General features: G+C 66.9%; 17 protein-coding genes. 10 read left to right on the top strand and 7 right to left on the bottom strand.

The window, feature by feature from the left end; all coding sequences use genetic code 11:
- Positions 1 to 47 precede the first annotated feature (47 nt).
- Both AC1DVA_RS07490 and AC1DVA_RS07485 read right to left on the bottom strand, forming a co-directional pair.
- On the bottom strand, positions 48 to 3,896 hold the full coding sequence (locus AC1DVA_RS07490) for a hydantoinase B/oxoprolinase family protein (protein WP_476805528.1): 3,849 nt from the start codon (positions 3,894 to 3,896) through the stop codon (positions 48 to 50).
- A complete protein-coding gene (locus tag AC1DVA_RS07485) occupies positions 3,893 to 4,804 on the bottom strand; it encodes an IclR family transcriptional regulator (protein WP_476805527.1) in 912 nt (303 codons plus the stop codon). Before AC1DVA_RS07485 ends, AC1DVA_RS07490 begins: the two co-directional genes overlap by 4 nt.
- Before the next feature lie 89 nt (positions 4,805 to 4,893).
- On the opposite strand from AC1DVA_RS07485, the gene AC1DVA_RS07480 reads away from it, so the two are divergent.
- Complete coding sequence (locus tag AC1DVA_RS07480) at positions 4,894 to 5,862, top strand: ornithine cyclodeaminase family protein (protein ID WP_476805526.1); 969 nt, start codon at positions 4,894 to 4,896, stop codon at positions 5,860 to 5,862.
- Positions 5,863 to 5,866: 4 nt separating this feature from the next.
- Here the strand turns inward: AC1DVA_RS07480 and AC1DVA_RS07475 are convergent, their stop codons facing one another.
- Complete coding sequence (locus AC1DVA_RS07475; RefSeq protein ID WP_476805525.1) at positions 5,867 to 6,055, bottom strand: DUF1810 family protein; 189 nt, start codon at positions 6,053 to 6,055, stop codon at positions 5,867 to 5,869.
- Between the two features lie 207 nt (positions 6,056 to 6,262).
- Between AC1DVA_RS07475 and AC1DVA_RS07470 the strand changes: the two genes are divergently transcribed.
- Complete coding sequence (locus AC1DVA_RS07470; protein WP_476805524.1) at positions 6,263 to 7,300, top strand: DmpA family aminopeptidase; 1,038 nt, start codon at positions 6,263 to 6,265, stop codon at positions 7,298 to 7,300.
- 124 nt (positions 7,301 to 7,424) lie between these two features.
- Here the strand turns inward: AC1DVA_RS07470 and AC1DVA_RS07465 are convergent, their stop codons facing one another.
- Together AC1DVA_RS07465 and AC1DVA_RS07460 are read right to left on the bottom strand one after the other, a co-directional pair.
- Entirely contained in the window at positions 7,425 to 8,675 is a 1,251-nt protein-coding gene (locus AC1DVA_RS07465; protein ID WP_476805523.1) for an aminopeptidase, read from the bottom strand.
- Positions 8,676 to 8,783: 108 nt separating this feature from the next.
- On the bottom strand, positions 8,784 to 9,674 hold the full coding sequence (locus AC1DVA_RS07460) for a GntR family transcriptional regulator (protein ID WP_476805522.1): 891 nt from the start codon (positions 9,672 to 9,674) through the stop codon (positions 8,784 to 8,786).
- Between the two features lie 83 nt (positions 9,675 to 9,757).
- Here AC1DVA_RS07460 and AC1DVA_RS07455 point away from each other — a divergent pair, with 83 nt between their 5' ends.
- From AC1DVA_RS07455 to AC1DVA_RS07445, 3 genes are all read left to right on the top strand, one after another.
- Positions 9,758 to 10,900, top strand: a complete 1,143-nt coding sequence (locus AC1DVA_RS07455) for a C45 family autoproteolytic acyltransferase/hydolase (RefSeq protein WP_476805521.1) — start codon at positions 9,758 to 9,760, stop codon at positions 10,898 to 10,900.
- Between the two features lie 48 nt (positions 10,901 to 10,948).
- Positions 10,949 to 12,508, top strand: a complete 1,560-nt coding sequence (locus tag AC1DVA_RS07450; protein WP_476805520.1) for an ABC transporter substrate-binding protein — start codon at positions 10,949 to 10,951, stop codon at positions 12,506 to 12,508.
- A gap of 84 nt (positions 12,509 to 12,592) precedes the next feature.
- A complete protein-coding gene (locus tag AC1DVA_RS07445; RefSeq protein WP_476805519.1) occupies positions 12,593 to 14,146 on the top strand; it encodes an ABC transporter substrate-binding protein in 1,554 nt (517 codons plus the stop codon).
- A gap of 20 nt (positions 14,147 to 14,166) precedes the next feature.
- On the opposite strand, the gene AC1DVA_RS07440 is transcribed toward AC1DVA_RS07445, so the two are convergent.
- Positions 14,167 to 14,832, bottom strand: a complete 666-nt coding sequence (locus tag AC1DVA_RS07440) for a GntR family transcriptional regulator (RefSeq protein ID WP_476805518.1) — start codon at positions 14,830 to 14,832, stop codon at positions 14,167 to 14,169.
- Positions 14,833 to 14,939: 107 nt separating this feature from the next.
- On the opposite strand from AC1DVA_RS07440, the gene AC1DVA_RS07435 reads away from it, so the two are divergent.
- From AC1DVA_RS07435 to AC1DVA_RS07415, 5 genes are read left to right on the top strand one after another with little or no spacing between them, the layout of a single operon-like run.
- Positions 14,940 to 15,824, top strand: a complete 885-nt coding sequence (locus AC1DVA_RS07435) for an alpha/beta hydrolase (protein WP_476805517.1) — start codon at positions 14,940 to 14,942, stop codon at positions 15,822 to 15,824.
- Between the two features lie 60 nt (positions 15,825 to 15,884).
- On the top strand, positions 15,885 to 17,426 hold the full coding sequence (locus tag AC1DVA_RS07430) for an ABC transporter substrate-binding protein (RefSeq protein WP_265050697.1): 1,542 nt from the start codon (positions 15,885 to 15,887) through the stop codon (positions 17,424 to 17,426).
- Between the two features lie 60 nt (positions 17,427 to 17,486).
- A complete protein-coding gene (locus tag AC1DVA_RS07425) occupies positions 17,487 to 18,431 on the top strand; it encodes an ABC transporter permease (protein WP_265050698.1) in 945 nt (314 codons plus the stop codon).
- 50 nt (positions 18,432 to 18,481) lie between these two features.
- Positions 18,482 to 19,300 (top strand): ABC transporter permease, encoded by an 819-nt coding sequence (locus AC1DVA_RS07420; protein WP_476805516.1) that lies wholly within the window; start codon positions 18,482 to 18,484, stop codon positions 19,298 to 19,300.
- 50 nt (positions 19,301 to 19,350) lie between these two features.
- Positions 19,351 to 21,015 carry an ABC transporter ATP-binding protein gene (locus AC1DVA_RS07415; RefSeq protein ID WP_476805515.1) on the top strand — a complete coding sequence of 555 codons (1,665 nt, stop codon included), beginning with the start codon at positions 19,351 to 19,353 and terminating at the stop codon, positions 21,013 to 21,015.
- Positions 21,016 to 21,134: 119 nt separating this feature from the next.
- Here AC1DVA_RS07415 and AC1DVA_RS07410 read toward each other — a convergent pair whose 3' ends face one another.
- The gene (locus AC1DVA_RS07410; RefSeq protein ID WP_265050701.1) at positions 21,135 to 22,328 is read right to left on the bottom strand and encodes an extracellular solute-binding protein; all 1,194 of its coding nucleotides are present in this window, start codon (positions 22,326 to 22,328) and stop codon (positions 21,135 to 21,137) included.
- Positions 22,329 to 22,332 lie beyond the last annotated feature (4 nt).

Here is a 22,332-nt window from a genome sequence, read left to right as displayed (position 1 = left end):
GTCCCCTATTCGCCCCTTACGGGCTGTTTGCGTTTCGATCCTTGCCGTCAGGCAACCAGGATGCCGGCCTTGGCCTCGCCCACGTCCTGCGTGGCATGCGCCCCCTGCACGCCGTAGTCGCGCTTGGCGGCTTCCGGCGAAACGAGACCGAGCGCGATGTCGCGGGCGATCGCCTCTCGTGAGCGCTCCGAAGCGGCCCCGTATCCAGCACCACCGGCGAGCACGAGCTCGACGATCTCATGCGGCCGCTTGACCTGGACCAGCTCGCCGGTCCCGACGTCCTTCAGCACATGGCCCTGCTCGTCGATGACCCGGCCCGAGGCGCTGCCTCCGGCCTTGCCGCCGAACAGGCCCGGGATCGGGTTGTTGACGCCTTCCGGATAGAGCGAGACCAGCGTCGGCAGGCCGTCGTCGGAAAGCTTGCGCAGTCGCACGCGCTGGCCGAGGCCGCCGCGATGCTGGCCGGCGCCGCCTGAGTCGGTGAGATAGGTCTTCTCGACCACCAGCACCGGCACGCGCGATTCGAAGGTCTCGATCGAGGTGTTGGCCGCCGAGGTCGGGTAGAGCAGGCCCGACTTGCCGTCGCCATGGGCCGAGCCGCCCTGGCCGCCGCCGACGAAGAGCATGTCGGAATAGGTGTCGCCGGCGTGGTCGCGGCCATAGACGCTCGCCGCCACCGGCAGGCCGGTGAAGGCCTGGACCTGCTTCGGCGCTGCCTTGGAGAGCGCGCGGAAGATGTTCGGCGCCAGATACCAGCCGGTGCGGGTGCGCAGGTTCACCGCCAATGGCTTGTCGCAGTTCAGGATCGAGCCCTTCGGCGCATCGATCGAGAAGGCGCGATAGCAGCCGGCATTGCCGCGCACGCCCGGCGTCAGCATGCATTTCAACGGGTAGGTCGCATGCGCCATCGTGTAGTTCAGCGTGCAATTCAGCCCGCCCTGCGGCAGCTGCGGCGGCGCGCCCGCGAAGTCGAGATGGATGGTGTCGCCCTTCACCGTCAGCGCCAGCGGATAGGTCATCGGCGTGCCCAACGGGTTGTTCGAGACCGTGCCGTGATAGGTGCCGTCAGGCAGCGCGCGAATGGCCTCGCGCATCGCCTTCTCGGAACGGCTCTGCACGACATGGGCGAGCGCCCGCAGATCCTGCATGCCGTAGTCGCCGAGGAAGGACTGCAGACGCTCGGCGCCGATGGCATTGGCCGCGACGAAGGAGTGGAGATCGCCGAGCACCTGCTCGGAATTGCGCACGTTCTCGGCCAGCAGGCGCACCAGCGTCTCGTTGATCTTCCCGGCTTCGTAGAGCTTCATCGGCGGGATCTGGAAGCCTTCCTCGTAGATCTCGCGGGCCCGCAGCGAATCCTTGGTGCCGCCAATGTCGGAGACATGGCCGACGGTGCCCATCAGCCCGACGACGCGGTCGCCGAGGAAGACCGGCGTCACCACCGCGATGTCGAAGAGATGGCCGGCGCAGAGCCAGGGATCGTTGGTGATCAGCACGTCGCCGGGCTGCAGCGTCTCGGCCGGATAGCGCTCCAGCAGCGCCTTCACCGCGCGGGGCAGGGTCAGGTTGAACACCGGCATGGCACGGGGCGAATGCGCCAGCGTCTCGCCCTCCGGATCGAGCAGTTCGCAGGCGAAATCCTGCGCTTCCGAGATCACCAGCGAGAAGGCGGTGCGGCAGACGGTCAGCCACATCTCCTCGACGACGTTGATCATCCGGCTCCACATGATCTCCAGCGAGATCGGATCGGCCTCGATCCGGCGCGCGGCTTCGGCCAGCGGCATGTCCGCGGTGATCGAGGTCTCGACCGCATTGGCCTGACCGACATGGACGATGAGGTTCAGCACATCGTCGATGGCGACGCTGTCGCCCGGCGGCACGATCGTGGTCGCCTCGCGCTCCTCGATGATCGCCGGCCCCTTGACGGTGTCGCCCGAACGGAGCGCATAGCGGTCATAGACGGTGGCCTCGCTCCAGCCGCCCTCGAACCAGGCCTTGCGGGTGCCCTTGACCTTAGCGGCCGCGTCGCCGCCGCCGGCAGCGCCGGAAAGCGACAGGGTCGGCACCGGGCCGGCACAGCGGACGCGGAAGTTGATCGCCTCCAGCCGGGCGCCCTCATAGACCGAGGTGTAGCGGGCCGAATAGGCCTTGCCGAAGGCGGCGCGGATGGCTTCGAGGCTCGACGCATCGATGGTGCCTGCCGGTAGCGGCACGGCGATGTCGTGCATCTGGCCGACGAGGCGCATATCGGCGGAGCGCTCGACTGTGACGTCGGCGGGCTTCACCCCGGCCTCGATCAGGTGCTTGCAACCCTCGGCTTCGAGCTGGCCGAGCATCGCATTGACCGCAGCGGCGTCGAAGCCTTCGGAGAATTCGACCGGCAGCGAGCGCACCATGTCGAAGGAAAGCGGCGCGGCGAGGAAGCCGAGCGCCGAAGCCGCGCCCGAGGCCGGCGGGATGATGACCTGCTTGACGCCGAGCACGCGGGCGACGTCGACGGCATGCGCCGGCCCGGCACCGCCGAAGCCGACCATGGCGTAATGGCGGGGGTCCTTGCCCTTCTCGACGAGATGGACGCGGGCGGCCGCGCCCATGCTCTCGACCACGACCTTGTGGATACCCCAGGCGGCTTCCTCGACCGAAAGCCCGAGCGGCTCGGCGACCGTGGCGACGGCCTTGCGCGCCGCCTCCAGATCGAGCGCCATGCGCCCGCCCAGGAAGAAGCTCGGATCGTAATAGCCGAGTACGAGATTGGCGTCGGTCACGGTCGGCTTCGCGCCGCCCATGCCGTAGCAGGCCGGGCCCGGATCGGAGCCGGCCGAGTGAGGGCCGACCTTGAGCAGGCCGACCTCGTCGATCGCGGCGATCGAGCCGCCGCCGGCGCCGATCTCGATCATGTCGATGACCGGGGCCTTGATCGGCAGGCCCGAGCCCTTGGCGAAGCGGTTGACGCGGCCGGCCTCCAGCATCGGCGCGATCTCGGCGCGGCCGTCCTCGATCATGCAGGCCTTGGCGGTGGTGCCGCCCATGTCGAAGGAGATGACGTCCTTGTGGCCGGCGAGCTCGCCGAACAGCGCCGTGGCGAGGCCGCCGCCGGCCGGGCCGCTTTCGAGCAGGCGGATCGGGAAGGTGCGCGCCGTCTCGGGCGAGACGAGGCCACCGGCCGAATGCATCAGCCTGAGCGCGCCGGCGAAGGAGCGGGCTGCAAGCTCGCGCTCCAGCCGCTGGAGGTAGCGGCGCATCAACGGCTGGACATAGGCATTGGCCGCCGTGGTGACGAAGCGCTGGTATTCCCAGATCTCGGCGACGACCTCGCTCGACAGCGAGACGGTGAGCTCGGGGCAGGTCTCGCGGACGATGCGGCCGGCTTCCTGCTCATGCGCCGGATTGCGGTAGCTGTTGAGGAAACAGACCGCGATCGCCTCGCAACCGGCGGCGGCGAGTTCGCGGGCTGCTTTGCGGACGGCCTCCGCATCGAGTGCGGTCACGACCTTGCCGTCGCGGTCGATACGCTCGGCTACTTCGAGGCGCAGTTCGCGCGAGACCAGCGGGTCGGGGAAGGTCAGGAACAGGTCGTAGATGTCGTAGCGCTGCTCGGTCCCCATTTCGAGGATGTCGCGGAAGCCCTTGGTGGTGATCAGCCCGAGCTTCGAGCCCTTGCGCTCGATCACGGCATTGGTGACCAGCGTCGTGCCGTGGACGATGTCGCCGACATCGGCGAGCGTGATGCCGGCCATCTCGACGAGTTCGCCGAGGCCGATCAGCGCGGCCTCCGAGGGATCGTGCGGCGTGGTCAGGCGCTTATGGAGCCGAACCGAGCGCTCCTGCCCGTCATAGAGGATGAAATCGGTGAAGGTGCCGCCGATGTCGAAGCCGATGCGCCAGCGATTGCTCATGGAGCGGTCTCCGCGGTTGAGAGATTCAAGGGTGTGAAGCGCTTGTCCTGGGTCAGGGCCGCGATCTCGGCGGCGCCCTCCCCCAGCGAACGGATGATGGCGAGGCGCTCGGCCGGCTCGACGGTCGCGGCCGGGAAGGAAATGCAGATCGCAACCTCGTCGCCGGTGGCGGGATCGCCGACCGCGACCGAGATCGCGCGCACCCCGCGCACCGCCTCATCATGGGATTCGGCGAAGCCGGCACTCCGAACAATCGCGAGGCGGGCCAGCAGCTCTTCGATGTCCTGCGGCGCGGTCTCGGACGGCGCGGTGAGGCCGTCGGGATAGAGTGCGCGGACCTCGCCATCCGTGAGCCGCGCGAGCAGGGCACGACCGGTGCTGGAGGCGAAGGCAGGAAGACGATCGCCGATCGCGGTGACGACCCTGAGCGCGTGGCGCCCCGGATGGGCGGTTACCCCGACGATCTCGTTACCGCGCCGGACGCTGATATAGCCGGTATGGCCGATCTGGTCGGAGATGCGACCGACGACGGTGTCGGCCCGGTCGATCAGCGAGGCGGCGAAGCGGTAGAGATGACCGACCTGGTTGAGTAGCAGCGACGGCCGGTAGCGCTTGCTGTCACCGACTGTCTCCAGAAGCCCCTCGTCGCGCATCGCCCGCAGCAGACGGGATGCGTTGCTCTTCGGCATGCCCAGAAGCGAAACGAGGTCGGTCACGGTCACGTCGTGACGCGTGCTGGAGAAGCAACGGAGAACATCCACGGCCGACGACAGGATGGACATCGCGGTCACCGGTAAAGTTCCATTAAATGGAACTTGAGTTGCAATAAAAGGAACAATACGCAGGTTACTGAAGATGTCAATCCGGTGACCGGCTCGGCTGCGTGCCTGCCTGCGGAGTGTCGGCATGCCTCGACGCCGGCCGGGCTTGGCTGTATCCCGGCCTCCTCGCCAGTCCCGGGCGCACACGCCTGCCTTGCCGCCACGGAGTTCACCGGATGAGCGATACGCTGCTCTACCTCTCGCGCGGCGACATCCGGGCGCTGGCCATTTCGCCCGGCGAGGCGCGCGAGGCCGTGCTGCAGGGCTTTCGCGACCATGCCGCCGGGCTGAACCGCAGCCTGCCGAAGAATACGCTCTCGCTCGGGCCGGGCCATGGCTTCCAGGCGATGACGGCGGCGTCCTCCGCTCAGGGGATCGCCGCGATGAAATGGGTGGCGATGGCGCCGGTGGCCGCCGGCTCGCCGCTTCCGGCCGTCAGCGCGCTGATCTGCGTCAGCGACTATGCGACGGGCCTGCCGATGGCCGTGATGGACGGCGACGAGATCACCCTGATCCGCACGGCGGCGATCAGCGCCGCTGCCGCCTCGCGCCTGGCGCCTGCCGCGCCGCAGACCATCGGCTTCGTCGGTTGCGGCTTGCAGGCCCACGCCCATCTCGCCGCCTTCCGCGATCTCTATCCCGGCCTGACGACCGCCCTGATGCTCAGCCGCAGCCGCGCCTCGGCAGAGCGACTCGCCGAAGCCGCACAGGCCGCCGGACTCTCGGCGCAGGTCCTGGATGATGCCGAGGCGCTGCTGTCGCGCAGCGACATCGTAATCTCGATGGTGCCGGGTATGGCGGGCATGGCGCCCTTCCTCGATGCAAACAGCATGAAACCTGTGGCCTTCGCGGCGGCTGTCGACACCGGCCGGAGCTGGAAGCCCGAGGCGCTGCCGGCCTTCGACGTGCTCGCCACCGACAGCCTCGAACAGTCTCATGCGCCCTATGGCGCCGACGGCAACCCGGTCACGACGGTCGCCTTCCAGTACGATCTGATCGAGCTGGCCGCAGGCCCGCATCCGACGGCCTCGGGCGGCCGCTCCTTCTTCGCCTTCCGCGGCGTCGCTCTCGCCGATCTCGCCCTTGCCCATCTCGTCGTCACGAAGGCCCGTGCTCAGGGTTTCGGGACGAAGCTGCCGCGCTGAGGGGCTAGTCTTTCCCGATCAGCTCCAGCGTGCGTGGATCGGGCACACCGTCGAAGAAACCCCGCAGCACCGCGCGATACAGGTTGTCGCCTTCTGCGCTCGCGGCATCGAAGAGCGTCATCGAGGAGCGCAGCTTCATATCATCGGGCGAACCGAAGATGGCATGGGCGCTTCGCCCTTCATGGGCCAGCACCAGACATCCTCCTGCCCATCGCGGAAGCGCTGCAACTGGAACGGATCGGGCATGGCGCACTCCCTGGTTCGGCTGCGGCTAACGAGCTGGCGCTCATCCCTTTCAAACGCACATGGAGCTTGGACGTTCGATCGAGCTCTGCGCCCCGCGCTTGTGCCGGCAGGCGTCCATGCTATTCCCGCGGCACGCTCATCGAGACCCGGCACCATGACTCAGCGCCTGCGCGACTTCGGCATCACCTGCGGCATCATGCAGCCCGGCCCGCTCAACGCGATCACCGATGTGCCCGGCGTGAAGATCGGCCACCGCACCTTGCATGAAGGCGATATCCTCACCGGTTTCACGGCCTTGCTGCCGCATGATGGCAACCTCTTCCGCCGCAAGGTCCGCGCTGCGGTCGATGTCATCAACGGCTTCGGCAAGAGCGCCGGGCTGATGCAGCTCGCCGAGCTCGGCCAGATCGAAACGCCGCTCCTGCTCTGCAACACGCTGGCGGTCGGCACAGGCTTCGACGCGCTGGTGACGCGCGCACTCGCGGCCAATCCCGACATCGGTCGCGAGACCGGCACGGTCAATCCGCTCGTGCTCGAATGCAATGACGGTTATCTCTCCGACATCCGCGGCCGCGCGCTGACCGAGGCCCACGCCTTCGCCGCGCTCGATGCCGCCACATCAGGCTCCGTCGCGGAGGGCGCCGTCGGCGCCGGCACCGGCATGAGCGCCTTTGGCTTCAAAGGCGGCATCGGCACGGCCTCGCGCCGCTTTACTCTGGACAGCGCCGATCACACGCTCGGCGTGCTGGCGCTGGCGAATTTCGGCAATGCCGGCGACCTCGTCCTACCCGATGGCCGCCGCCCAGTTCCGCCAGAGGTGAACCTGCAAGCTGAGCGTGGCTCGGTGATCCTGATCATCGCGACCGACGTGCCGCTGGAATCACGACAGCTTCAACGAATTGCAAGGCGCGGTGGCGCCGGCCTCGCCCGGCTCGGCGCCTTCTGGGGCAATGGCAGCGGCGACATCGCCGTCGCCTTCACAACCGCCGATCCGATCGACCACGATCAGCCGGGCGATCTCGTATCGCTGCGCGCCCTCAACGAGAACCGCATCGACACGCTCTTCCGCGCCGCCGCCGAGGCGACGCAGGAAGCCGTGCTCAACGCGATGGCCGCCGCACCCGCCACCACCGGGCGGGCCGGGCATTATCGTCCATCGCTGGGTGACTGGCTGCACGAGAATTCGGCCTGAGCCGAAAACCTTCGACGTCATTCTCGGGCGAAGCGAAGCGCGGACCCGAGAATCTCATGCCGGAAAAGGCGCCTTCTGGTCCTGAGATGCCCGGGTCAAGCCCGGGCATGACGGCTCGGGCGGCTCAGGCCCATTCGCCCTTGCGGAACACCGGCACGCGGCGCCCGTCGGCATGGACGCCGTCGATATCGACCTCGCCCGAGCCGATCATCCAGTCGATATGGATCAGGCTCTTGTTGCCGCCCTGCGCCGCGATCTGCTCCGGCGTCAGGTTGGCGCCGTCGACGAAGCATTTCGAATAGCACTGGCCGAGCGCGATGTGGCAGGAGGCGTTCTCGTCGAAGAGCGTGTTGTAGAACAGGATGCCGCTCTTCGAGATCGGCGAGGAATGCGGCACCAGCGCGACTTCGCCGAGCCGGCGCGAGCCCCCGTCGGTGTCGAGCACCTTGTTCAGCACCGCTTCGCCGCGCGAGGCCTTGGCCTCGACGATCCGCCCGCCCTCGAAGCGCACCTGAATCCCGTCGATCAGCGAGCCCTGATAGGAAAGCGGCTTGGTGCTTGAGACATGGCCGTCGACCCGGCGCGCATGCGGCGTGGTAAAGACCTCTTCGGTCGGGATATTGGGATTGCAGACGACGCCGTTCTTGGCCGGCGAGGCGCCGCCCTGCCAGTCATGCCCGTCCGCGAGACCCACGACGAGATCGGTGCCGGGCCCGGTGAAGTGCAGCGAGGCGAAGCGCTGGCCGTTCAGCCAATCGCGGCGCGTGCGCAGCGCCGCGTTATGCGCCGCCCAGGCCGCGACCGGGTCGGCCTCGTTGATCCGCGACGCCGCGAAGATCGCTTCGGCCAGCTTGCCGACAGCGACTTCCTCCACATCATCCGGGAACACCTGCTTCGCCCAGGCCGCGCTGGGATAGGCGAGGATGTTCCAGTTGATGTCGAAGCCCGCGATCTTCTCCAGCGCCGGCTGGTAGGCCACGGAATTGGCCTTGCTGGCGCGCCCGACCTTGGCCGGGTCCTCGTTCGCCAGCAGCATCGGATTGTCGCCGACCACGGCGAGACGGGCGGTATTCGCGGAGAAGGCCTTGGCGACGCCCTCATAGAGCCAGCCCGGCGCCTTGTCGAAGCTCGCATCGGGGGCATAGCGATAGCGGGCGAGCGTGATCTCCTCGTCGGCGAGCATCGGCGTCACGATGCCGGCGCCGGCCTTGTAGGCGTGCTCGGCGATGCGCCGGACCAACGGCAGCGCCGCGACCGGCGCCGTCAGGAACAGGTCCTGCCCCGGCTGGAGGTTCAAGCCCACGCGGATGGCGACCTCGGCCAGCTTGTCGAGCTTGGCGGGATCGATGGCTTGCGGGCGCTGATGAGCAGTCATGGCATTCGACCTGTCGGATTCGGGATATCAGCCATTGCTCGCCCAAATCGCCGCCGGGTCAACCGTCGCGGTGGCAGGGCAGCCATCCGGTGATCGGGCGACGCGCTTTCACGCGGTCGGTTCAGCCGGCTTCGTGCCGAGCCTGAGCTTGCTTGCCCGCAGCAGATGGCTGCGCATCAGCGCCGAGGCGACCTCGTTCTCGCCGGCTTCCAAATGGTCGAGCATTCCCAGATGCTCCGTGCAATTGACCTGCACGCGCTCGAAGCCGAGGCCCCAGTCGTAGTTCGAGAGGCGCCTGAGCTGGTTCTGGCGCCTCACGGCCGAATGGAAATAGCGGTTGCCCGTAGCGGCGGCCAAGCCCTCGTGAAAATCGGCGTTCATTTCGTAGAAAGCGATGCTGGAGGATTCGCGCCAGGGCCGTTGCAGCGCTTCGGCATGCCGCGCCCTCATCTCGGCGATCCAGCCGGGATCGAGGTGGAATCCTGGTTCGAGCATCGCCATCGGCTCGACGATCATGCGGAAGCTATAGCTCTCGTCGCGCAGGCGCTTGTCGCGCGGCTCGTGCAGGAAGCGCCAGCCATACCCCGCCTTGCGCTCGACCATGTCGAGATCGGCGAGCCGGGCGAGCAGCTTCTGCGCCTCCGGCCGGCCGAGCTCGTAACGCCGCATCACTTCCAGTTCGGAAACCTCGTCCGGCAGAAGCCCGTTCTCGCGCTCATGCGCCAGGCGCACCATCGCCAGCTCGATCGCCTCCGGCGGCAGCGCGCTGTCGGCGGCGACGGGCAGCTTCAGAATCTCGATGCCCTTGTTGAGTTGGCGGCGCACGATGCCCTGCTCGGCGAGATGGTCGAGCGCGGCGCGCACCGGCGTGCGCGAAACGCCGAGGCGCCGCGCCGTCGCGTTCTCGTTCAGCCAGGCGCCGGCACTGAGCGCATCGTCGCGCACCAGTTGCAGGATGCGCTCGGCGATCTCCTGCTGAAGCCGAGTCGGCATCGCCATTGGAAGAACCCTTGATTGTTTTAGTTAGCAATGAAATACATTAAGGAACAGTCTCACGCCAGCATATCGGAAAGTTGTGCGCCATGGTCCAGCCCTGCCCCTTCGTCGACGTTTCGGGCTCGCCCTATGAGCGTGGCCGCCAGCATGGCGCGGCCGTGCCGCAGCGCGTGAAACGCTCGATCGAGCTCTATGGCGGCCAACTCGGCGATCTCGGCTACAACGCCAAGGCGAAATCCGCCCTGATCGGCGAGTTCGCCCGCGAGATCGAGGCCTTCGGTGCCCATTACGTCGAGGAGATGCGCGGCATTGCCGACGGTGCCGGCGTCGCGCTCGAAGACGTCATCATGATCAATGCCCGCACCGAGGTCATCGCCAAGGCGCGGATGGTCAAGAACAAGCCGGTCGAGGCGACCGAAGAACTCGACGACGGCTGCACCGGCGCGATCATCCTGCCGGAGCGCAGCGCCACCGGGGAGCTCATCCATGGCCAGAACTGGGATTGGCGCGCCGAATGCGCGGAGACGGCGATCGTGCTGCGCGTGCGCCGTGACGACGGCCCGGATTTCCTGACCTTCGTCGAGGCCGGCGGCCTCGCCCGCTGCGGCATGAACGCGGCCGGCGTCTCGATCACCGCCAACTATCTGGAATGCGAGCGCGACTTCACCCAGACCGGCGTGCCGCTCGCGCTGATCCGCCGCAAGGTGCTGGAGCAGGAGCATCTCGCCTTCGCAATCAAGGCGGTGGCGGCCACGCCGAAGGCCTGCTCCAACAACATGATGCTCTCGACCGTGAAGGGCTTCGGCATCGATTTCGAATGCGCGCCGGACGAGGCCTTCCCGATCTATCCCGAAGACGGCCTGATCGTGCATGCGAACCACTGGGTGGGCGCGATCGCGCTGACCAAGGTGAAGAACACCAGCATCCCCCGCGTGCCCGAAAGCTTCTACCGCGACTGGCGGGTGAAGAAGCTGCTCGACGAGGCCGGCCGCAAGCTGACGGTCGACGATCTCAAGCAGGCCTTCTTCGACGATTTCCTCTCGCCCTACTCGGTCTGCCGTCCGGCGCGCCCGAACGAGGCCGGCAACCTCTCGGCCACGGTCGCGATGGTGATCATGCAGCCGGCGAAGGGGATCATGGAGGTGGCTCCCCTGCCGGCCGAGAACCGCGTCTTCACGCGCTACAGCCTGACAGAGGATCCGATCCTGCTCGCCGAAGCGGCCGAATAACCCGGCCCCGGCCCCGCGTCACAACCGAAAAAACAACAGGGGAACATGATGCGCCGACCGATCCTGAACGCCACCGCCCTCGCCGCCGCACTGCTGTGCGGCGGTCTGGTCCAGTTGGCCGAGGCGAGCACGCTGCGTATCCAGCTGCGCGCCGACATCCGTTCGATCAATCCGGGCGTCAATCGCGACGCCAATACCGATGGCGTCGTCCTGCAGATGGTCGAAGGCCTCGTCGCATATGGCGAGGACGCGCTGCCCAAGCCGCTGCTGGCCGAGAAGATCGACATCTCCCAGGACGGCAAGAGCTACAGCTTCACGCTGCGCCCGGGCGTGAAGTTCCACAACGGTGCGCCCCTGACCGCGGCCGACGTGCTGTGGAGCTGGAACCGCTACATGGATCCGAAGACCGACTGGCGCTGCCTCTCGGAATTCGATGGTCGCGGCCAGGTCAAGGTCGAGAAGGTCTCGGCGCCGGACGAGAAGACGGTCGTGTTCGAGCTGGAGAAGCCGAGCGCGCTCTTCCTCTCCTCGCTCGCCCGCACCGACTGCGCCATGACCGGCATCCTCCATAAGGATTCGCTCAAGGCCGACGGCAGCTTCGACAAACCGATCGGCACCGGCCCCTTCAAGCTCGGCGAATGGAAGCGCGGCGAATACATCAAGCTGGAGCGCTTCGCGGGCTACGCCTCGCTGCCCGGCAAGATCGACGGGCTGACTGGGGCCAAGCGGCCCCTGGTCGACGAAGTCCGCTTCCTCGTCATTCCCGACAACGCGACCGCCAAGGCGGCCCTGCTGCGTGGCGACATCGACATCGTCCCCGACATCGCCAACACCGACATCGCGGAGCTGAAGAAGAACGACAGGGTCAAGACCTCCGTCGTCACCAGCATGGGCCTCGTCGGCCTGATCATCCAGACCCGCGACCCGCTGCTGCAGAACGTCAAGCTGCGCCAGGCGATCGCCGCCGCGATCGACTCCAAGGAACTCGTCGCCGCCGTCAGCGACGGCATCGGCTCGGCCAACAATTCGATCGTCCCGGCCCTCTCCGCCTATTACGGCCCGGTGCAGAAGGAAGGCTGGAAATACGATCCCGCAGCCGCCAAGAAGCTCGTCGCCGAGGCCGGCTACAAGGGCGAGAAGCTCGTGATGCTCGCCAACAAGCGCTATCCCGAGAGCTTCGACGCCGCGGTCGTCGCGCAGCAGATGCTGCAGGCGGTCGGCCTCAATGTCGAGATCGAGGTACTGGAATGGGCGACGCAGCTCGACCGCTACTCCAAGGGCAACTACCAGATCCAGGCCTTCCCCTATTCGGGCCGCATGGACCCGGCGCTGAGCTTCGAGTCGATGACCGGGCCGAAGGACAAGCAGCCGCGCAAGCTCTGGGACGATCCGCAGGTGCAGGCCCAGCTCGACAAGTCGATGGTGGTGACCGACCGGGCCGAGCGCCAGAAGATCTTCGACGACCTGCACAAGCGCTTCCTCGCCGATGTGCCGATGGTGATGCTCTATAACGGCATCGTCGGCGGCGCGATGGGCGCCAAGACCAAGGGCTACGTCTCGACCGTGAGCTCGCTGCCGCGCGCCTGGGAAGTCACGGTCGGCGAATAGCGGGCCCTCCCTCGCCTTCGGGCTTTCGCGCAATGGCATGCCCTTCCGGGCATGCCGGACGACAGAACAACAAGGGGAACGGGAATGATCCGCATTTCGGCTTCTGTCCTGGCGCTCGCGCTGATCGGCAGCGCGGCGCAGGCGCAGGCGCAGACGCAGACGATCAATGTCGCGCTCAATGCCGACATCCGCTCGACCAATCCGGGCGTCAACCGCGACGACAACACCGATGCCGTCGTGCTGCACATGGTCGAGGGTCTCGTCGGCTATCGCGAGAACGGCGCGGTCGCGCCGCTGCTCGCGGAGACGATCGACATCGCGCCGGACGGCCTCACCTACACCTTCCATCTCCGCAAGGGCGTGAAGTTCCACAACGGCGCCGAGATGACCTCGGCCGACGTGCTGTGGAGCTGGAACCGCTACATGGATGCGAAGACCGACTGGCGCTGCAAGGCGGAGTTCGACGGCGCCATCGGGCTCAAGGTCACGGAGGCGACCGCCCCGGACGCCTCGACCTTCGTGATGAAGCTCGCGAAGCCGAGCGCGCTGTTCCTCGACACGATGGCGCGCACCGACTGCGCCATGGTCGCGATCCTGCACAAGGATTCGGTCAAGGCCGATGGCAGCTGGGACAAGCCCATCGGCACCGGCCCGTTCCAGCTCGCCGACTGGCGTCGTGGCGAATATGTCCTGCTGAAGCGTTTCGATGCCTACGCGTCGCCACCCGGCGACAAGCGCGACGGCTATGTCGGCTCCAAGCGCCCGCTGGTGCCGGAGGTCAAATTCCTGTCGATCGCCGATGGCGCGACCGTCAAGGCCGGCATGATGTCTGGCGCGCTCGATGTCGCCGACGTGCCGGATCAGGACGTGCCGGAGATGAAGAAGACCGGCCTGCAGGTGCTGACCGCGCCGAGCGCGACCAAGCACACCATCCTGCTCCAGACCCGCGACCCGTTGCTGAGCGACGTGCGCATGCGGCAGGCGATCGCCTCCGCGCTCGATCTCGACGAGATCGTCGGGGCCGTCTCGAACGATCTCGGCAAGACCAACAACTCGGCCGTCTACGTCACCTCGCCCTTCTATGACGAGGTCCAGAAGAAGCGCTACACGCACGATCCCGCCCGGACGAAGAAGCTGCTGGCCGAGGCCGGCTACAAGGGCGAGACGATCAAGCTGATCGCCAACAAGCGCTCGACCGTGCCGAGCTACCCCGTCGCGATCATGGCGCAGGCGATGCTGCAGGCCGCCGGCATCAAGGCCGATATCGAGATCCTGGAATGGGCGACGCAGCTCGACCGGTTCTCGAAGGGCAACTACCAGATGATGTCCTTCAGCTACTCCGCCCGGATCGACCCCGCCCAGAGCTACAACCAGTTCTCCGGCCCGAAGGACAAGCTGCCCTCCAAGGTCTGGGACAACCGCGAGGCCGATGCCCTCATCGAGAAGGCGACCCTGATCAACGACGAGGCCGAGCGGAAGAAGATCTTCGATCAGCTCCACGTCATGATGCTGGCCGATGCACCGCTGATCTTCCTCTACAACCAGGTCGATACGGCCGTCGTTTCCAAGCGCCTGCAGGGCTTCGCCCCCTGGGTGGCCTCGAAGCCGCGCCTCTGGGAGGTCGGCGTCGCCAAGTGACCTTCGCGGCTATGTGCCGGTCAGGCGACCCCGGTCGCCGCCGGCGCGCGCGTACCGCCCGTCACGATATGCTCCGCGATCACCTTGGCGAGACGCGGAGCATCCCCGGCCTGCAGGGCCTCGATCATCGCATAGTGCTCGCGATCGCTGCGCAGCAGCGATTCATGCGAGCTCCAGACGGTCATCTGCGTGCCGCGCTCCCTGTCGCGCAGCCCCCAGATCATCTCCACCAGCACGGCATTGCCGCAGAAGGAATAAAGCAGCTGATGAAAGACGCGGTTGATCTCGCTTTGCTCGGCACGGCTGCCGGTCAGCACCACGGCCGAGAACTGCTCCGCGACCGCCGTCAGCCGGGCGACTGCCGCCGCGTCGATATGCGCGATGATGCCGTGCGCCGCCGCCGTCTCGAGGATGACCCGCGTCGCCTGGATCTCCTTGTAGGTCTTCATGTCGATCTCGGCGACGCGATAGCCCCGGTTCGGGACATGCTCGATCGTCTTGCGCACGGCGAGCTCGTCGAGGGCGCTGCGCACGTCGAAACGCGTCGCCTGGAAACGCTCCTCGAGGTCGATCTGGCGCAGCCATTCGCCGGGCCTGAACATACGCAGCCGGATCGCCTGCGCGATCTCGTTGGCGAGGATGGCCCGCCGCGGGCTGGTGTTTTTGCGTTTCCGCTCGGACGTCATGGAAGGCTCTCTAGCAGGATTCGGACGGCGCGACAGAAGCTGGTTGCGGATCGAACCATAACATGCGACATAATTGGCGCCAATAAATTCGCCAGAGGAGAGAGACCGTGAGCGCCGTGGCAGAACAGACCGGCAAGCCCGAGATCGAGGCGGCAGCGCGTGCCAAGGCGCTCTACGAATACGGCCCGACCTCGATCTATGCGTCGAAGCACGATCCCCGTTTCGCCTATTGCCTCTATGTGCCCCCGGGCCTCGGCAAGACCGGCGAGGCGCCCGAGCTGGTCGTGGCGATGCACGGCACCGGCCGCGGCTTCACCGGCTATCGCGACGCCTTCTCGTCCTTCGCCCGTTGGAACAACTGCATCATCCTGGCGCCGCTCTTCCCGATCGGGGTGATGGGCGACGGCTACCGCGACGGCTTCAAATACATGCGCGAGGGCAATCTCCGCTACGACCACGTGCTGCTCGCCATCGTCGAGGAGATCTCCGAGCGCTACAGCATCGCCTTCGACCGCTTCGGCCTCTTCGGCTATTCCGGCGGCGGCCATTTCGCCCATCGCTTCCTGATGCTGCAGCCGCACAAGCTCTGGGGCGTCTCGGTCGGTGCGCCGGGCTCGGTGACCTTGCTCGATCCGACACGCGACTGGTGGGTCGGCACGCGCAACTTCGCCGAACTCTTCGGCCAGGAGCTCGACATCCCCGCCATGAAGAAGGTGCCGGTGCAGATGGTCGTCGGCGCCGCCGATCTCGAGACCTGGGAGATCACCCACAAGCCGGGCGGCCGCAACTGGATGCCCGACGCCAACCATGCCGGCGCCACGCGGCCCGAGCGGCTGGCGAGCTTGCGCGATTCCTTCAAGGAGAACGGCATTGCCGCGCGGTTCGACCTGGTGCCGAACACGCCGCATGACGGGGTGAAGGTCGTGCCGGTCGTCGAGGATTTCTTCGCCGCCGAGCTCATCCGCCTCCGCGCCGCCCGCAAGGCGGCCTGACGATCGGCGCCGGCACGAACGCCTAACGAGAATGTCGCCCACGACAACAGGGGAATGACCATGAACCGCCTGCTCGCTTCCGCCCTCGCGCTCGCCTTTTCGGCGGGCGCGGTGCACGCGCAAACGCTGACAGCTGTGCTCAATGCCGATATCCGCTCGACCAATCCCGGCGTGAACCGGGACGGCAACACCGACGCGGTCGTGCTGCACTTCGTCGAGGGGCTCGTCGGCTATGCCGAAGACGGTTCGGTCGGCCCGCTGCTCGCCGAGAAGGTCGACATCTCCGCGGACGGCAAGACCTATACCTTCCGCCTGCGCAAGGGCGTGAAGTTCCACAACGGCGCCACGATGACCTCGGCGGACGCGCTGTGGAGCTGGACCCGCTACATGGACCCGAAGACCGATTGGCGCTGTCTCTCCGATTTCGACGGTCGCAACGGCCTCAAGGTCGTCTCGGCCACCGCTCCGGATGCCGACACCTTCGTTATGGAGATCAACGAGCCGAACGGTCTTTTCCTCGACTCGCTCGCCCGCGCCGACTGCGGTGGCACGGCCGTCATCCACAAGGACTCTGTGAAGGCCGACGGCAGCTGGGACAAGCCCATCGGCACCGGTCCCTTCATGCTCGGCGAATGGAAGCGCGCCCAGTCGGTCCAGCTCCTCGCCTTCGACCAGTACACATCGCCCAAGGGCGACAAGCGCGACGGCTATATCGGCTCCAAGCGCCCGCTGGTGAAGGAAGCCCGCTTCATGGTCATCCCCGACGCCGCGACGGTGAAGGCAGGCCTGCTCGCAGGCTCGCTCGACATGGCGCTGATGCCGGAATCGGACGTGCCCGACCTCAAGGGCGCGCCCAACGTCGCGCTCGCGATCGCCCCTAATCCGGTCCGGCACAGCCTCATCATCCAGACCCGCGATCCGCTCCTGAAGAACCAGGCCCTGCGTCAGGCGATCGCCGCGTCGATCGATTTCCCCGAGCTCGTCGCCAATGTCAGCAACGGCCTCGGCAAGCCCAACAACTCGCCGGTCTACACGACCTCGAAATATTACGGCGAGGCAGAGAAGCAGGGCTTCAAATACGACCCCGCCGCGGCCAAGGCCCTGCTGCAGAAGGCCGGCTACAAGGGCGAGAAGATCGTGATCCTCGCCAACAAGCGCTCGAGCGTGCCGAGCTTCAACACCGCCGTCATCGCGCAGGCGATGATGCAGGCGGCCGGCATCAACGCCGAGATCGAGGTGCTGGAATGGGCGACGCAGCTCGACCGCTACAACAAGGGCAACTACCAGATCCAGGCATTCTCCTATTCGAGCCGCTTCGACCCTGCGCTGGGCTTCGAGCAGATCGCCGGCCCGAAGGACAAGCAGCCGCGCAAGGTCTGGGAGGATCCCGAAGCGCTCGACCTGATCCAGAAGTCGATGGTGGTGACCGACACGGCCGAGCGCCAGAAGATCTTCGACGAGCTGCACAAGCGCTTCATCGATCAGGTGCCGACAATCTTCACCCATAACGACCTCGACATCATCGCCCATTCGAAGCGCGTGACCGGCGTGACGCCGTGGGCGTCGCAGCTGCGGCTCTGGGAAGTCGGCGTCGCGAAGTAAGGCGGCGCAGCCGGCCGCGGCATCGGACGGGGCCGGCAACAAGGCTTGGGAGGGTCTTCGATGTTTCGATTTGCGTTGACGCGGATCGCGATGGCGTTGCCGACACTGCTGATCGTGTCGGTCTCGGTTTTCGTCCTGATCCGGCTGATTCCCGGCGATCCCGCCCAGCTGATGCTGGGCGACCTGGCGACGCCCGCGAGCCTGGCCGACCTGCGCGCCCGGCTCGGCCTCGACCAGAGCCTGCCGGCGCAGTTCGGCATCTGGTTCGGCAAGGTATTGACCGGTGATTTCGGCCAGTCGATCTCGTCGCAGCAGGCCGTGCTGCCGCTCATCCTGCAGCGCTTCTGGATATCAGCGCAGATCGTGCTCGTCGCCGTGCTGCTGGCAAGCTTCGTCGCCGTGCCGGCCGGCGTGATCGCCGCCTGGAAGCAGGACACGCCGATCGATCTCGGCCTCGTCGCCACGGCGACGCTGCTGCTTTCGATCCCGACCTTCTGGCTCGGCCTGCTGCTCCTGCTCTTCTTCGGCCTCAAGCTCGAATGGCTGCCCGTCGTCGGCTATGTCTCGATCGCCGAGAACCCCTGGGCCGGCATTCTCTACCTCGTCATGCCGATCATGACGTTGTTCCTGCACGAGATCGGCGTGATCCTGCGCATGGCGCGCGCCTCGACGCTGGAAGTGCTCAGGCTCGACTACATCACCCATGCCCGCGCCAAGGGCCTCTCCGAGAGCGCGGTGCTCTGGCGCCATGCCTTCAAGAACGCCTTCGGCCCGACCTGGACGCTGATCGGCCTCGTGCTCGGCAACCTGCTCGGCGGCATCGCGGTGGTCGAGACGGTCTTCACCATCCCCGGCCTCGGACGCCTCCTGGTCGATGCGATCTTCGCGCGCGACTACCCCGTGATCCAGGGCTGCATGCTCTTCGTCGCCTTCACCTATGTGCTGGTGAACCTCGTCATCGACCTCTGCTATCCGGTCTTCGATCCAAGGGTGGCTGCGCAATGAGCAGCGACAGCACAACGAGCGGTGGCGGCACCATGAAGAAGCCCGGCCGAATGAAACTCCCCGCCCCCAATGCGATCGTCGGCGGCACGCTGATCGGCATCCTTCTCGCCGCCGCCGGCACCGGCGCGCTCTGGACGCCCTACGATCCGCTCAAGCTCTCCTTCCGCGAGAAGCTCGTGGCGCCCGGCGCCGCCCATTGGCTCGGCACCGACGAATTCGGCCGCGACGTGCTCTCGCGCCTGATGGCGGGCGCCGCGACCTCGGTCTGGATCAGCCTGCTCACCGTCTCGCTCGCCGTCGTCTTCGGCACGCTGATCGGCCTGTTCTCCGGCTATATGCGCGGCTGGATCGACCGGGTGATCATGGCCTTCAACGATGCGCTGCTCGCCTTCCCCGGCATCCTGCTGGCGCTCGGCCTGCTCGCGGTCGTCGGCGCCAACAAATACGGCATCATCGTCGCGCTCGGCATCGCCTACACGCCCTCGGTCGCCCGCGTCGTGCGCGGCACGGCGCTCTCGCTGCGCGAGCGCGAGTTCATCGCCGCCTCCCGCGTCATGGGCAACTCCGAGGCCTTCACCATGGCCCGCCATATCCTGCCGAACTGCATCGCGCCGCTGACCGTGCTGGCGACCTCGATGTTCGGCTATGTGCTGCTGGCCGAGAGCGCGCTCTCCTTCCTCGGACTCGGCGTGCCGCCGCCGGCCCCGACCTGGGGCAATATGCTCGCCGGCTCCAGGCCCTATATCGGCCAGGCCGTCTGGCTCGGCATCTTCCCGGGCCTGTGCATCTCGCTGACCCTGCTCGGCATCAACCTGCTCGGCGACGCCGTGCGCGACAGGCTCGACCCGCGGATGAGGGGCTCGCGATGACACAGGCGTTTTCAAGCGAAGTGGGCATCGGTTCGCGTCAAGACAACGCGTTGAACAAGAGCGCCGCTCCCCTCCTCGACGTCTCCGGGCTGACGCTCAGGATCGGCGCCTCCGGCCGCAGCGTCGTCAACGACGTCTCCTTCCAGGTCTTCCCCGGCGAGATCGTCGGCATCGTCGGCGAATCCGGCTCGGGCAAGACGCTCGCCGCCCGCGCCGTGATGGGCTTCATCCCGCCGGCAGTCGCGCTCACCTCCGGCACCATCCGCTTCGACGGGCAGGATGTCTTGGCGATGAGCGGCAAAGATCTGCGCGCCATGCGCGGCTCCCGCGTCGGCATGGTCTTCCAGGAGCCGATGACCTCGCTCAACCCGTCGATGCTGATCGGCCGCCAGCTCGACGAGGGCCTGGCGCTGCACCGCAAGCTCGACGCACCCGCGCGCCGCGCGCTGATCCTCGACATGCTCCGCCGCGTCGGCCTGCGCGATCCGGAAGGGGCGCTCACCGCCTATCCGCACCAGTTCTCCGGCGGCATGCGCCAGCGCATCATGCTGGCCTCGGTGATGCTGCTGAAGCCGGCGCTGCTGCTTGCCGACGAGCCGACCACGGCCCTTGACGCCGTCGTCCAGCGCGACGTGATGGAGCTGATGGTCGACCTGACCAAGGCCAACGACACCGCCGTGCTGCTGATCTCGCATGATCTCGGCATGGTCGCGCGCTATTGCAGCCGCATTGTCGTGATGTGCCAGGGCGACGTGGTCGAGCAGGGCAAGGCCGAGGACCTCCTCGCCCGGCCGCAGCACCCCTATACGCGCAAGCTGCTCTCGGCGATGCCGCATCGGCTGCCGGCGCGACTCCTGCCGCAGGCAAAGACGCCGATCGTCTCTGTGCGCGACCTCGTCGTCGAATATCCCGGCCGGCAGGGCTTCTTCCGCAAGGAGGCAGCCAAGCGCGCGCTTCACGGCATCAGCCTCGACGTCCAGCCGGGCGAGGTCGTCGCCGTGGTCGGCGGCTCGGGCTCGGGCAAGACCACGCTCGGCCAGTCGATCGCCGGGCTGGTGAAGCCGGCCGGCGGCGAGATCCGCTTCAATGGCAAACCGATCACCCGGAGCGAGACGGCCTATTGGGACTATCGGCTGAACTGTCAGATGGTCTTCCAGGACCCCTATTCCTCGCTCGACCCGCGCATGACCATCGGCCAGCTCGTCGCCGAGCCGCTGCGCCTCGTACCGGACATGACTCCGGCCGACAGGAAGGCGCGCGTCGCCGAGGTTCTCACCGAGGTCGGTCTGAAGGACGGCTTCGCTGACCGCTATCCGCACGAGCTCTCCGGCGGCCAGCGCCAGCGCATCGCGATCGCGCGTGCCATCGTGCGCCGGCCGGGCTTCGTGATCGCCGACGAGCCGGTCTCGGCGCTCGACGTCACCGTCCGCGCGCAGGTGCTCGAGCTCTTCGACGAATTGCAGAAGAAGCACGGCTTCTCCTGCCTGTTCATCAGCCATGATCTCGGCGTGGTCGAGCAGGTCGCCGACCGCGTCATCGTCATGCAGGACGGCCGCATCGTCGAGGAAGGTCCCCGCGACGACATCTTCGACAATCCGCAGCACGCCTATACGCGCAAGCTGCTTGCCGCCGTTCCTGGCCTCGAAAGCACCGAAAACGGCGGCGTCAGGCTGTTCTGGCGGCTGGGCGAGGCCGAGGCGCCGGCCTCAGTCTGAATTGCGCGATGCTCGGGCCAGACCCGAGCATCTCATGCCGGAGGAGGCTCCAGCCTTCTCGTCCGGAGATTCCCGGGTCGCCGCTGACGCGGCGCCCGGGAATGACGGCGTAGAGTAACTCAGCGCTTGCGCTTGGCGCCGACCAGCTCGTCCCATTTGCGGAAGGCGACGACCATCTTGTCGGGCTTCAGCGGCAGCTCGATCGGGTTCTTGGCGATCAGATCGGCATATTCGGGCCGGCCGAACTCCGCGATCACCTCCTGGCTGCGCTTCGGCGCGAGCGAGAGCGGCACATCCTTCACCGCCGGGCCCGGATAGAGATAGCCCTCGTCATAGGAATAGGCCTGCATCTTCGGCGTCAACACATGCGCCATGATGTCGAGCACGACGGCGAGGCGATCGTTCGGAATGCCCTTCGGTACGCACATGAAGAAGGCATCCGAGACCCAGTGGAAGCCCTTCAGCGTCTGGATCTTGGCTTCCTTCGGCACGATGCCGAGCGCGCGCGGGTTGATGTCCCAGCCCGTCGTCGAGATGATGATGTCGCGCGAACCGTCGCCGAACTCCTTCATCGTCGCGCCGGTGCCGGCCGGGTAATACTCGATGTGCTCGCCGAGCTCCTGCAGATAGGCCCAGGTCTTGTCCCAGCCATTGACCGGATCCTGCGGGTCCTTGTCGCCAAGCAGATAGGGCAGGCCCATCATGAAGGTGCGGCCCGGGCCGGAATTGGTCGGGCGCGCATACATGAACTTGTTGGGGTTGGCCTTGGCCCAGGCCAGCAGCTCCTCGGCCGTGGTCGGCACCTGCTTGACGCGGTCCGGCATGTATTCGAGCAGCGGGCCGGAAGGGTAGTAGTTCACCACCGTGCCGAAGCCCGCGCCCTGCGCCTTGTGCAGGTTGAGCGCTGCCGGCTCGTAATTCTCCTCGATCTTCGGGAATTTGTCGGCGAAATCCGGGAAGATCTTGAGCCAGAGATTCTGCTCCAGCCCGGCAGCGAGGCCGTCGGAGCCGGTCAGGATGAGGTCGAGATCGGCGCGGCCCGCATCCTGTTGCGCCTTGATCTTGCTCGCCAGTTCGGGGGCCGGCGCCTTCACATAGGTGATGCGCGAGACCAGCTTGGGATTGGCGCTGCGATAATCGTCGAAGGCCTGCTGCATCAGTGCCAGCGCGCCGCCGACATCGATGATGTTGATGCCGACCGGTGCCGAAGGCAGCGGCGGCGAGGCGGCGAAGGCGCCGCTGCCGCCGACGGTCAACGCGCCGAGCCCGCCCAGAACGGTGCGGCGATCCACGCCCTTGGAAAATTCAGTCATTGTT

It is taken from the genome of Allobosea sp. P4_C6, assembly GCF_056402015.1.
The sequence above is the reverse complement of the archived record's forward strand: the minus strand, read 5'-3'. Positions and strand labels throughout refer to the sequence as shown.

Coding starts and splice junctions, on each gene's coding strand:
- AC1DVA_RS07450 (WP_476805520.1), top strand. CDS start 10,949: ATGCGCCGACCGATCCTGAACGCCACCGCCCTCGCCGCCGCACTGCTG.
- AC1DVA_RS07410 (WP_265050701.1), bottom strand. CDS start 22,328: ATGACTGAATTTTCCAAGGGCGTGGATCGCCGCACCGTTCTGGGCGGG.
- AC1DVA_RS07420 (WP_476805516.1), top strand. CDS start 18,482: ATGAAACTCCCCGCCCCCAATGCGATCGTCGGCGGCACGCTGATCGGC.
- AC1DVA_RS07440 (WP_476805518.1), bottom strand. CDS start 14,832: ATGACGTCCGAGCGGAAACGCAAAAACACCAGCCCGCGGCGGGCCATC.
- AC1DVA_RS07455 (WP_476805521.1), top strand. CDS start 9,758: ATGGTCCAGCCCTGCCCCTTCGTCGACGTTTCGGGCTCGCCCTATGAG.
- AC1DVA_RS07485 (WP_476805527.1), bottom strand. CDS start 4,804: ATGCCGACACTCCGCAGGCAGGCACGCAGCCGAGCCGGTCACCGGATT.
- AC1DVA_RS07425 (WP_265050698.1), top strand. CDS start 17,487: ATGTTTCGATTTGCGTTGACGCGGATCGCGATGGCGTTGCCGACACTG.
- AC1DVA_RS07460 (WP_476805522.1), bottom strand. CDS start 9,674: ATGGCGATGCCGACTCGGCTTCAGCAGGAGATCGCCGAGCGCATCCTG.
- AC1DVA_RS07445 (WP_476805519.1), top strand. CDS start 12,593: ATGATCCGCATTTCGGCTTCTGTCCTGGCGCTCGCGCTGATCGGCAGC.
- AC1DVA_RS07480 (WP_476805526.1), top strand. CDS start 4,894: ATGAGCGATACGCTGCTCTACCTCTCGCGCGGCGACATCCGGGCGCTG.
- AC1DVA_RS07490 (WP_476805528.1), bottom strand. CDS start 3,896: ATGAGCAATCGCTGGCGCATCGGCTTCGACATCGGCGGCACCTTCACC.
- AC1DVA_RS07470 (WP_476805524.1), top strand. CDS start 6,263: ATGACTCAGCGCCTGCGCGACTTCGGCATCACCTGCGGCATCATGCAG.
- AC1DVA_RS07430 (WP_265050697.1), top strand. CDS start 15,885: ATGAACCGCCTGCTCGCTTCCGCCCTCGCGCTCGCCTTTTCGGCGGGC.
- AC1DVA_RS07465 (WP_476805523.1), bottom strand. CDS start 8,675: ATGACTGCTCATCAGCGCCCGCAAGCCATCGATCCCGCCAAGCTCGAC.